The 10707-nt window shown below is 30.5% G+C and carries 12 protein-coding genes and 1 other annotated feature; of the genes, 10 read left to right on the top strand and 2 right to left on the bottom strand.

Annotation, left to right across the window (positions count from 1 at the left end; translation table 11 throughout):
- The first annotated feature begins 70 nt into the window (after positions 1-70).
- The 9 genes from ABWP20_RS15535 (at position 71) to ABWP20_RS15575 (ending at position 8757) form a co-directional block, all read left to right on the top strand.
- Positions 71-2233, top strand: a complete 2163-nt coding sequence (locus ABWP20_RS15535; RefSeq protein ID WP_353097023.1) for a RelA/SpoT family protein — start codon at positions 71-73, stop codon at positions 2231-2233.
- Positions 2234-2245: 12 nt separating this feature from the next.
- The gene (gene dtd / locus ABWP20_RS15540; RefSeq protein WP_353097024.1) at positions 2246-2695 is read left to right on the top strand and encodes a D-aminoacyl-tRNA deacylase; all 450 of its coding nucleotides are present in this window, start codon (positions 2246-2248) and stop codon (positions 2693-2695) included.
- Between the two features lie 11 nt (positions 2696-2706).
- Positions 2707-3327 (top strand): MBL fold metallo-hydrolase, encoded by a 621-nt coding sequence (locus ABWP20_RS15545; RefSeq protein ID WP_353097025.1) that lies wholly within the window; start codon positions 2707-2709, stop codon positions 3325-3327.
- A gap of 18 nt (positions 3328-3345) precedes the next feature.
- Entirely contained in the window at positions 3346-4824 is a 1479-nt protein-coding gene (gene hemZ / locus ABWP20_RS15550) for a coproporphyrinogen dehydrogenase HemZ (RefSeq protein WP_353097026.1), read from the top strand.
- A 20-nt stretch (positions 4825-4844) separates the two neighbouring features.
- Positions 4845-5243 carry a bacteriohemerythrin gene (locus ABWP20_RS15555; protein WP_353097027.1) on the top strand — a complete coding sequence of 133 codons (399 nt, stop codon included), beginning with the start codon at positions 4845-4847 and terminating at the stop codon, positions 5241-5243.
- A gap of 48 nt (positions 5244-5291) precedes the next feature.
- Positions 5292-5490: a binding site (T-box leader), on the top strand.
- 43 nt (positions 5491-5533) lie between these two features.
- Entirely contained in the window at positions 5534-7312 is a 1779-nt protein-coding gene (gene aspS / locus ABWP20_RS15560; RefSeq protein ID WP_353097029.1) for an aspartate--tRNA ligase, read from the top strand.
- A gap of 23 nt (positions 7313-7335) precedes the next feature.
- Positions 7336-8037, top strand: a complete 702-nt coding sequence (locus ABWP20_RS15565) for a tRNA threonylcarbamoyladenosine dehydratase (RefSeq protein WP_353097030.1) — start codon at positions 7336-7338, stop codon at positions 8035-8037.
- Positions 8038-8053: 16 nt separating this feature from the next.
- Entirely contained in the window at positions 8054-8476 is a 423-nt protein-coding gene (locus ABWP20_RS15570; protein WP_353097031.1) for a SoxR reducing system RseC family protein, read from the top strand.
- A 20-nt stretch (positions 8477-8496) separates the two neighbouring features.
- The gene (locus tag ABWP20_RS15575) at positions 8497-8757 is read left to right on the top strand and encodes a metal-sensitive transcriptional regulator (RefSeq protein WP_353097033.1); all 261 of its coding nucleotides are present in this window, start codon (positions 8497-8499) and stop codon (positions 8755-8757) included.
- Between the two features lie 2 nt (positions 8758-8759).
- Here the strand turns inward: ABWP20_RS15575 and ABWP20_RS15580 are convergent, their stop codons facing one another.
- Positions 8760-9197, bottom strand: a complete 438-nt coding sequence (locus ABWP20_RS15580; RefSeq protein ID WP_353097035.1) for a threonine/serine exporter family protein — start codon at positions 9195-9197, stop codon at positions 8760-8762.
- On the bottom strand, positions 9198-9986 hold the full coding sequence (locus tag ABWP20_RS15585; RefSeq protein ID WP_353097037.1) for a threonine/serine exporter family protein: 789 nt from the start codon (positions 9984-9986) through the stop codon (positions 9198-9200).
- 150 nt (positions 9987-10136) lie between these two features.
- Here ABWP20_RS15585 and ABWP20_RS15590 point away from each other — a divergent pair.
- A partial coding sequence (locus tag ABWP20_RS15590; RefSeq protein ID WP_503012548.1) for a PLP-dependent aminotransferase family protein occupies positions 10137-10707 on the top strand: 571 nt, incomplete at its 3' end.

Genomic DNA, 10707 nt, shown 5'->3' on the forward strand with positions numbered 1-10707 from the left:
TTAGATAATGGGTAATTATAAATAATCAAACTTATGGATACATTCATTATATATGAAGAAGGTGAATCAGATGTTGGAAAATTTACTCTTAAAAATAGAACAGTATAATTCACAAGCAGATTTAGGTCTTGTAGTGAAGGCATATAATTTTGCCCAATTAGCTCATGAGGGACAGGTAAGAAATTCTGGTGAAAAGTTTTTTGTTCATCCATTTAATGTTGCTATTATATTAGCAGATTTAAATATGGATACGGATACTATAATAGCAGGTTTGCTTCATGATGTTATAGAAGATACAAATATAAGTTATGAGACTATTGCAGAAGAATTTAGCACTGAAATAGCTAATTTAGTAGAAGGTGTAACAAAATTAAAGAAACTTCAATATAAAACTAAACAAGAAAATCAAGCCGAGAACTTAAGAAAAATGGTTTTAGCTATGGCTAATGATATAAGAGTTATTATAGTTAAATTAGCTGATAGACTTCATAATATGAGAACATTAGAATATATGAGGGACGAAAAAAGAAAAGAAAAAGCTTTAGAAACTCTGGAAATTTATGCTCCATTAGCACATAGATTGGGAATTTCTAAAATAAAATGGGAATTAGAAGATTTATCTTTAAGATATCTTGACCCTGATAATTATTATGATTTAGTTGATAAGGTTTCTAAGAGAAGGCAGGAAAGGGAAGCATATGTAAAAAATGTAATAGAAACATTGAGTAAAAAGCTTGATGAAGTTAAAATAGAATATGATATTAGTGGAAGACCAAAGAATTTTTATAGTATATATAAAAAGATGGTGCATCAAGGAAAGGCTTTTGAGCAGATTTTTGATTTAACTGCCATAAGGGTAATAGTAAATAATATTAAAGATTGCTATGAAGTCTTAGGTATAGTTCATAACCTGTGGAAGCCTTTGCCAGGAAGATTTAAAGATTATATAGCCATGCCAAAGCCTAATATGTATCAATCTATTCATACTACAGTAATTGGTATGAAAGGAGAAATATTTGAAGTTCAAATACGTACTTGGGAGATGCATAGAACAGCAGAATATGGGATAGCAGCCCATTGGAAATATAAAGAAGGATGTACAAAATCAGATAATTTTGATGATAAGCTTACATGGCTAAGACAATTATTGGAGTGGCAATCAGATTTAAATGATCCTAAGGATTTTATGGAAACATTAAAAATAGATTTCTTTACAGATGAAGTGTTTGTATTCTCTCCAAAAGGAGATGTAATAAATCTTCCAGATGGTTCTACACCTATTGATTTTGCTTATAGAGTTCATACTGAAGTAGGAAATAAATGTGTTGGTGCTAAAGTAGATGGAAGAATTGTACCGCTAAATTATAAATTGAAAAATGGAAATATTGTTGAAATAATTACATCCACTAACAGTAATGGACCTAGTAGAGATTGGATTAAAATAGTTAAGAGTACTCAGGCAAAGACTAAAATTAGACAATGGTTTAAAGCTAAGGAAAAAGATTTTAACATCATAAGAGGAAAAGAATTATTAGAAAAAGAGGTTAAGCGATTAGGCTATAAATCATCAGAGTTTTTAAAGGATGAATGGCTTAAAAATATAGCTTCCAAAATTAGTGTAAATTCCATTGAAGATTTATATGCAGCTATTGGTTATGGCAATATAACATTAAACCAAGTTGTCTCAAAATTAAGAGTACAATATAATGAATATTATAAGATAACAGATGAAAAGGCTTTTGTAGAAAGTAAAATACAACAACCTATTACAAATAAAGTAAGCAAACCTACTCAAGGTATTAGAATAAAAGGTGTTGATAATGTTAAAATAAGATTTTCAAAATGTTGTAATCCAGTTCCTGGAGATGAAGTAGTAGGATATATAACCAGAGGCAGAGGGGTTTCGGTTCATAGAACAGATTGTCCAAATATAACTATGTCAGATGATGTTGAAAGATTTATTGAAGTAGAATGGGATTTGGAGAAGAAGGCATCATATCCTGCAGAAATTCAAATAAAGGCATCGGATAGATCAGGATTATTAGCAGAAATCACTCAAAAGATAACGGATTCTGATTTGAGGGTAATATCTTTAAATGCAAGAACATCTAAAGACAAAATAGTGTTCATAAATGTAACACTTGAGATTAAAGATATTGAGGAATTAAGAGATTTAATAAGAAAAATAAAAAGAATAAATAATGTAATGGATGTATATAGAGTTATAGCTTAAGGAGAGATATATATGAGGGCAGTTATACAAAGAGTTTCAGAGGCATCAGTTAAAGTAGATAACAATGTAGTTGGGGAAATAGGAAAGGGACTATTAGTATTACTTGGAATAGGAGAAGGTGATACACCAAAAGATCTAGACTATTTAGTAGATAAAGCTTTGGGACTTCGCATATTTCAAGATAATAATGATAAAATGAATTTATCATTATTAGATATTCAAGGAGAATTATTAGTCATATCTCAATTTACCCTTTATGGTGATGTAAGAAAAGGAAAGAGACCTAGTTTTACTGATTCTGCACATCCAGATATTGCAGAAAAAATGTATTTAGAGTTTATAGATAAAGCCATAGATAAGGGAATAAAAACAGAAAAAGGTATTTTTGGTGCAGACATGAAAGTAAGTCTTATAAATGATGGTCCAGTAACCATATTATTAGATAGCAAAAAAACATTTTAGGAGGTATAGGTTTGAAGATAATAAGGATACCAGCAGGTATATATGCAGCTAATTGTTATATTGTATATTCTGAACTTACAAGAGAGGGCATAGTTGTAGATCCAGGTGGAGATGTAGATGATATACTTTCTTCAATAAGAGAAAATGGACTGAAAATTAAATATATAGTTCTTACCCATGCCCATGCAGACCATATATCAGGAGTAAAAGAATTAAATAAAGAGTTATCTGTTTCTATTATGGTACATGAAGATGATAGGGAAATGCTAATTGATGGAAATAAAAATCTATCTACAATGATGGCTATGGGAACTATAGAAATAGAACCAGATAGACTTTTAAAAGATGGAGATATAATAGAATTTGGCAATGATAAGGCTGAGATAATTCATACACCTGGCCATACTCCAGGAGGTATATGTATAAAAATAGGAGATAATATTTTGACGGGAGACACTTTGTTTACAGGCTCAATAGGCAGGACAGATTTATTAGGTGGGGATTATGATAAAATTATAAGCTCAATAAAGAATAAATTAATGATTTATCCAGATAATATTCAAATATTTCCAGGACATGGAGCTCCTTCTACAATAGGTAAAGAGAGAGTTACTAATCCTTTTTTACGCTAAACGAGATAAGGTGATTATGTGATAAAATTATTGTTAATAAATCACGAAACTAAGTATGAATTAACTGAATTAGTTAAGGTGTTTTTTCCAGGACAAGAAATTGTATATATTAATGAAGAAAATGAGTATCTAGGTGAAGGAACTCTTATAATCAGTTCATTATATGAAGAAGATAAGAAAGTATTTATAACTACGAAATTATATATTGATAATAACTTAATTGGACAGTCTACGGAAGATATTAGTTCTATAGAGATATATAGAGATTCCGTAGATAAATATATAAGAATTGGAATCAAAAAATCTTTATATAATACATTGATTTATCTAAAGGAAATTAAAAGTCCATGGGGAATTTTAACTGGAATAAGACCAGTTAAAATTGTTCATGAACTATTGGGTAGAAATATAGATGATAAAGAGATAATTAGAGTATTGACAGAGGAATATAAATTATATCTTGATAAAGCTCAGTTAATATTAAATATTGGAAAGAAACAGAGAAAATATATTGAGCCTTTAGATAAAGATAGATATAGCCTATATATTAGTATACCTTTTTGTCCTACTACATGTTTATATTGCTCATTTCCATCTTTACCTATAGGTAGATACAAAGACTATATCAAAGAATATATTTCAAAATTAACATATGAAATTGAGAACATATCTGAAATAATGAATGCAAAGAAAATAAATACAGTATATATAGGAGGGGGTACTCCAACAGCCATTCCTCCATTAGAACTTGAAAAGGTGATCCATGCTATTTATAATAACTTTGGAGAAGAAAATATAAAGGAATTTACTGTAGAAGCAGGTAGACCAGATACTATTACTGAGGATTATTTAAGAATGTTAAATAAGAATAACATAGGAAGAATAAGTATAAATCCACAGACCATGAATGATACTACTTTGAAGTTAATAGGTAGACAACATAAATCAGAAGATATTATTAGGACCTTTAAACTAGCTAAGGAAATAGGATTTGATGTAGTGAATATGGATTTGATTGTAGGACTTCCTGGAGAAGACATTAGATATATAAAAAACACTTTAGAAGAAATAAGAAAACTAAATCCTGAAAATTTAACTATACACACACTTTCGGTAAAAAGAGGGTCGAAGTTTAGAGATACTATGGATCAGTATTCATTACAACCGCAGAATGTTTTAAGTGATATGTTAAATGAAACTGTAGAGTATTCTAAGGAAATGGGTTTAAAACCTTATTATCTTTATAGACAAAAGCAAATATTAGGAAATTTTGAAAATATAGGGTATTGCAAACCTACAAAAGAATGTATATATAATATAGCTATGATGGAAGAAAAAGAAACCATAATGGCAGCTGGAATGGGCGCAGTATCTAAGATTTTCTTTCCAGAAGAAAATAGAATAGAAAGAGTTCCCAATTTTAAAGATTTAAGAGAATATATTAAAAGAAACGATGAATTAATTGAAGATAAGAAAAGGATATTGGGAAATAGTTAATATAAAGGGGGTTAAATATTATGTTATGGTGGACAGATGATCTAAAGACAGGTATAGAATCTATAGACAAGCAGCATAAAAGCATATTTGACAAGGCTAATGAAATCTTTGACTTAGGAGTTAATTCTGATGTTAAAGAAGTTGATAAGGTATTTGTATTTTTAATGGGATATGCAAATAACCATTTTTATGAAGAAGAAATATTGATGATGGAAAATTCCTATGAAGGGTTTATTGAGCATAGGAGACAGCATAACTATTTTATTGAGCAACTTTATAAAATATATAAGAACACAATAGATGGACAAGTTACTGAAGAAAACTTAAATGATTTAAAAGCTTTGATAATTGAATGGCTTGCAAATCATATTAGTGTTGAGGATAGAAAATATATTAAAGTAATGAAAGATATCCAATAATACTCCTTGACATCAGTTGCTTTATGGTCTATAATTAATGAAAATAAATATAATACATTGAAAAGGAAGAGTAGTTAGATCTCTTAGTTATAGAAAGTCGGTGGTGATGGAAATCCGGTACTAATATTTAATGAAGACACCTTGGAGTAAATAATCTATAAGGATTAATTCGCAGAAATGCGTTAAATTTTTGAGTGAGGAAAAACCTAATTAGGGTGGTACCGCGAGATAACCTCTCGTCCCTGTATATCAGAGACGAGAGGTTTATATTTTTTGAGGAGGTAATATAAATGTCAGAAAAGATGGGGAATTTAAGAAGAACTATTATGTGTGGGGAATTAAGACCTGAACATAATGGTCAAGAAGTAGTGCTGATGGGTTGGGTACAAAGAGAAAGAAATTTAGGTTCTCTTATATTTATTGATTTAAGAGATACAACTGGAATTTCTCAAATAGTATTTGATAATACTGTTTCCAGTGAGATATTTGAAAAAGCAGAGAAGATTAGATCAGAGTTTGTATTAGCAATAAGAGGGAAAGTAAGAATTAGACAATCTATAAATAAGGATATACCAACTGGAGAAGTAGAAGTATTAGTAGAAGAACTTAAAATATTAGATGATGCAGAGACTCCACCTATTTATATTAAGGATGATGATAATGTATCAGAAACCATGAGATTAAAATATAGATATCTTGATTTAAGAAAGCCATCTATGCAAGAAAAGTTAAAATTAAGGGCAAAAACAGCTAAAGTAGTTAGAGACTTCTTATATGAAAACAATTTCACGGAAATAGAAACTCCTATGTTGACAAAACCAACACCTGAAGGCGCTAGAGATTATTTAGTTCCTAGTAGAGTTAATCCTGGTGAATTCTATGCATTGCCACAGTCACCACAGCTTATGAAACAGCTTCTTATGGTTTCAGGAATGGATAGATATTATCAAATAGTTAAATGCTTCAGAGATGAAGATTTAAGAGCTAATAGACAGCCGGAATTTACTCAAATAGATATTGAAATGTCCTTTGTAGACATAGAGGATATTATTTCAATAAACGAAAAACTTTTATATAAAATATTTAAAGAAATAAAAGGAATAGAAATAAAATTACCTATAGACAGAATGACCTATGCTGAGGCTATGGAGCGATATGGAGTAGATAAACCTGATTTAAGGTTTGGTTTTGAGTTAAAAGACATTTCAGATTTAGTTAAAGATTGTGGTTTCAAAGTATTTAGTGGAGCAGTTGAAAAACAAGGCTCTGTAAGGGGAATAAATGTTAAAGGCTATGGAGATAAATTTACTAGAAAAGATATAAATTCTCTAGAAGAATATGCAAAAACTTATGGCGCAAAAGGATTAGCTTGGATAAAGATTACAGAAGAAGGCATTACTTCTCCTATTGCAAAATTCTTTAGTGAAGAGGAATTTACAAGTATTTTAGAAAGAATGAATGGAGAAAAAGGTGACTTAATTCTTTTTGTAGCTGATAAGAATTCAGTTGTATATGATAGTTTGGGAAATTTAAGAAATGAAGCAGCAAGAAGATTAAATATAATTGATCCAGATGATATGAAATTAGTTTGGATTACTGAGTTTCCATTATTTGAATATGATGAAGAAGAAAATAGATATGTAGCTAAGCATCATCCATTTACACATCCAATGGATGAAGATATAGATTTACTTTTATCTCAACCTGAAAAGGTAAGAGCTAAAGCCTATGATATAGTTATTAATGGAGATGAAATGGGTGGAGGAAGTATAAGAATCAATGATTCTGATTTACAAAAGAAAATGTTTAGTGCATTAGGATTTACTGAAGAAGAAGCTTGGGATAAGTTTGGGTTCCTTATAGAAGCATTTAAATATGGAACTCCTCCACATGGTGGCATTGCTTATGGATTTGATAGACTTATAATGCTTTTATCAAATACATCAAATATTCGTGATGTTATTGCTTTTCCAAAGACTCAATCAGCTACTTGCTTAATGACAAATGCACCTACAGTTGTTTCAGATAAACAATTGGAAGAAGTTCATGTAAAACTTAGTATTGAATAGTTAGAGTTTGGAAGGAGAATGAAATGAATAGTCCATTTATGAGGTCGGAGTTATTACTCGGTAAAGAAGGGATGGAAAAATTATCTAAGTCAACAGTAGCAGTATTTGGTGTCGGTGGCGTAGGCTCATTTGCTATAGAAGCATTAGCAAGAACTGGATTAGGTAATATTTCGTTGATAGATTATGATATAATAGATATAACCAATATTAATAGACAAATACATGCTACGAGAGAAACTGTAGGACTGCCAAAGGTAGAAGTTATGAGAGACAGAATTTTGAATATAAATCCAGATTTAAATGTAACAATATTTAAAGAAAAATATAATGAAAATACCAAGGAAACACTTCTTTCTCATAAATATGATTATGTTATAGATGCTATTGATATGGTGTCATCTAAAATAGATTTAATTGTAGAATGTAAAGAAAGAGGGATACCTATTATTAGTTCTATGGGAGCTGGAAATAAACTAAATCCTACTATGTTTAAAATAGGGGATATCTATTCTACAAAGGTATGTCCTTTGGCTAAGGTGATGCGACATGAACTACGAAAAAGAGATATTAAAAGTCTAAAAGTAGTGTGGTCTGAGGAAGTTCCAAGAAATGTAAACCTAGAAAATGACAGTCTTAGAAAGGCAGTTCCTGGTAGTATTAGTTTTGTTCCTTCAGTAGTTGGATTAATTATAGCATCTGAAGTAATAAAAGATATTGCATTTTAGGAGGTGTATATTATATATGGAACAAGTTGGATTTGTAAGGAAGATATCCGGCGATAATGTTGAAGTGGAAGTAAGGAGGATTTCAGCATGTGGCGATAACTGTAAAAGCTGCGGTGGAAGTTGTCATGCACCAAACCATATCGTAGTACTTCCAAACATTATCAATGCCGAAGTAGGAGATCTTGTTGAATTAAAAGGAGAAACTAAAAATATATTAAAATATACTATGATAGTATATATGGTTCCTTTTACTATGTTAATTATAGGGATATTAATAGGTATGAAAGTCTTAAAAAACCTAAATATATCTAACTATGAGTCCCTTGGTTTTCTAGTTGGTTTAATATTTATGGCTATAGGATATTTTATAGTTAAGAGTATAGATAAGAAGATTGGAAGAAGAGAAGAGAATATAATAAAAATGATAAGAATTATTTAGATAAAGGGGTGGAATAATCGTTGGGAGATAAAACTGCTATTATTAAAAGGCTAAGAAGGGTTGAGGGACAGATAAAGGGAATACAGAAGATGGTTGATGAGGAAAAGTTTTGTGGAGATATATTAATCCAAGTAGCTGCAGCAAGGGCAGCTTTAAATAGTGTAGGTGGATTAATACTTGAAAATTATATGAAAAATTGTTTAAAGGACTATTTACAAGGGGAAAGCGAAGAGGCTGTCTTGGATAAATTAGTTGATGTGATGCTTAAATATACAAAATAGAACTAATCTTTTAACTTAACCCTTTTTATCGATCTAGAGAAACCTGAGGAAATTATTATTCCTACGGCTATAGTAACTGCTATAAAAAAAGTTTCTACACCCTTGTTTGCAGCCAGATTAAAATCATTTTCTATTATAGCAAGCATTGTATAATACATGCCAGCACCAGGAACTAAGGGAACTATTCCCGAGGTTATATATATGGTTGCTGGCTTTTTACATAACCTAGCTAAGAGTTCACCTAATAATCCTACTGTTATTGCACCAAAAAATGTGCCTATTATATTACTATGAAATAAATGTGCAGTTATATAATATAAGGTCCAACCTATGGAACCGCCAATACCGGCATATCCTAGATCTTCCCTTGGAGAACTAAATAATATGGAAAATCCAACTGTAGACATAAAAGATAAGATTAATTGTTTAATTATGTCCAACTAAAATACCCCCTTTACATAAAAATTGAGAACAATACCAACACCAAGTGCTATGGCTAATGCAGAGAACACTGCCTCCATACCTCTAGATAAACCAGATAAAAAATCTCCAGACATAGTATCCCTAATGGCATTTGTAATTGGGACTCCGGGAACTAAACACATTATAGAACCGATAATTACCTTATCAAGATTTCCGCCTATACCAATTTTAACTAAAATATGAGAAAGGGCTGCTGCGAGCATAGAACCAAATAAATTATTTATAAAGAAAGTAAGCTCAAATTTTGATATTAAATTTATAATACCTACGACAATAAAACTTACAATTGCACTTGCAACAAAATCTAAAGCCGACCCTCCAAGTAGAACACAAAAAAATGCAGCAGCAAATGATCCAAAAATGCTTTTAGTCAATTTTGTATAACTATTTATCTTATTTATTTTTTTTAGTTCTTCAAGTCCATCAGTTATAGACATTCGGGAATTAACGAAAGAACGGGAAAATTCATTTACTAGAGCAATTTTATTTAAATCTATTGAAATAGTTTTGACCCTTTTAATATAGGAAATCAATTCACCATTATATTCTAAAGATAAAAAAATTCCAGTTGGAACTATATAAGCCTCTACATATTTAATACCCTTTCTTGATTTGCAAATCCTTACTGTTGTGTCTTCTACACGATAAATTTCAGCACCGCTCCGAAGCATTATATCTCCAGCTAAGGTTGCTAGAACCAATAGTTTTTTAACATCTTTCCTATTGGAAATTTCAGAATTATCCATATTTTCACCTCTTAAATTATATTCTTGTAAAAGTACCAAAAACTCTATATAATGTAAATGATTAGTTTTTTACTTTTGAAATTGATTATACTATATTATAGCATAATATACTTATAATTAAAAAATAAAAAATGAGGGGAGTAGAAGAAGATGGATTTTTCAAATTTGAATAAGTATGACCCTGAAGTGATGGACATTGTTGAAATGGAATTAAACAGGCAACAAAAACATATTGAGCTTATAGCCTCAGAAAACTTTGTAACTCCACAAGTAATGGAAGCAGCTGGCAGCTATTTAACAAATAAATATGCAGAGGGATATCCAGCTAAAAGATATTACGGAGGATGCGAAATAGTAGATAAGGTTGAGGATTTAGCTCGCGATAGAATGAAAAAAATATTCGGAGCTGACCATGCTAATGTACAGCCACATTCTGGTTCTAATGCTAATTTGGGAGTTTATTTTGCAGTATTGAAACCCGGAGATAAAGTATTAGGTATGAACTTATCACAAGGCGGACACCTAACTCATGGTAGCCCAGTTAATATCTCAGGTACTTATTATAATTTTATAGCTTATGGAGTAAATAAAGAAACAGAGACTATAGATTATGATGAAGTTAGAGAAATAGCTTTAAGAGAAAAACCAAAGATGATAGTAGCTGGTGCCAGTGCATATCCTAGACAAATTGATTTTGCAAAGTTTAGAGAAATTGCAGATG

This window comes from Tissierella praeacuta (assembly GCF_040396155.1).
GTDB lineage: Bacteria > Bacillota > Clostridia > Tissierellales > Tissierellaceae > Tissierella > Tissierella praeacuta_A.